This window comes from Gryllotalpicola sp. CP2-P1, assembly GCF_057512245.1.
The window spans coordinates 1-1,092 of the sequence record NZ_JBLRDT010000396.1 but is presented as its reverse complement, the minus strand read 5'-3'; the positions used below and the strand labels follow the sequence as shown (position 1 = coordinate 1,092).

Below are 1,092 nucleotides of genomic sequence, written 5' to 3'. Positions count from 1 at the left end.
ACGGCCACAGCTCGGCGAGCACCTCGAGCCCCCGGCGCAGGTTGTCGGGGTCGGCGGCGATCGGCACGCGCAGGTGCCGCTCGAAGGCGCCGTCGATGCCGAAGCGCGGCCCCGCGGCGACGAGCAGCCCACGGCCGTGCGCGGCGAGAGCGAGCTGCGAGCTGACGGGCGCACCGAGGTTCACCCATGCCGCGAGCCCGCCCTCGAGCCGCGGCGGGAAGGTCCAGTCGGGCAGCAGCTCGGCGATCGCTGCGCGTGCCGTCTCACGCCCTGCGCGCAGCTGCTCGCGCCGCTCCTCGGCGATCTCGGCCGAGTGCGGCAGCAGCCGGGTGACGACGAGCTGCTCGAAGACGGGCACGGCGAGGTCGGTCGACCCGCGCAGTGCCGCGATGCGGCGGGCGAGCTGCGGCGCGGCTCGCAGCCAGCCGATGCGCAGGCCGCCCCAGAGCTGCTTGCTCGCCGAGCCGAGGTGCACCACCTCGGCTCCGTGCGCGTCGGCGAGGGTGCCGAGCGGGGGCAGCGCCTCGCCGCGGTCGATGTCGAGTTCGGCGGTCGCCTCGTCGGCGAGCACCACGGTGCCGGTGGCGGCCGCGGCCTCGAGCAGGCGCTCGCGGTCCTCCACCGACATCGAGCGGCCGGTCGGGTTCTGGAAGTCGGGCATCGTGTAGGCCACGGTCGGGGCGGAGCGCTGGAAGGCGGCCTCGAGCGCGGGCATGTCCCACCCGTCTTCGACGGTGACGGGCGTCGTGATCAGCCGGGCGCCGACCTCGCGCAGCGCGTCATAGGCATTGGGGTACGAGGGGCTCTCGGCCCAGACCCGGTCGCCGCGCGCGACGAGCGCCTTCGCCGCCAGGTAGATGGCGCTCTGCGAGCCCGTCGTCACGACGATCTGCTCGGGGTCGGTCGGCAGACCGCGCCGGCCGTACCAGTCGGCGATCGCGGCGCGCAGCTCAGGCTGCCCCACGCCGTCATAGCCGAGGGAGGCGAAGTGGCTGCGGTAGGCCGCGAGCAGCGAGTCGTCGAGCGCCCCCGGCAGCATCCGCGTGGCAGGCAGCGACGCGTGCATGAATCCGATCAGCGTGCCGCCGGGAC

General features: G+C 75.1%; 1 protein-coding gene. It reads right to left on the bottom strand.

From position 1 onward, the window contains the following. On the bottom strand, positions 1 to 1,092 hold a 1,092-nt coding region (locus tag ACM2XV_RS15520), incomplete at both ends, for an aminotransferase-like domain-containing protein (RefSeq protein WP_487027603.1).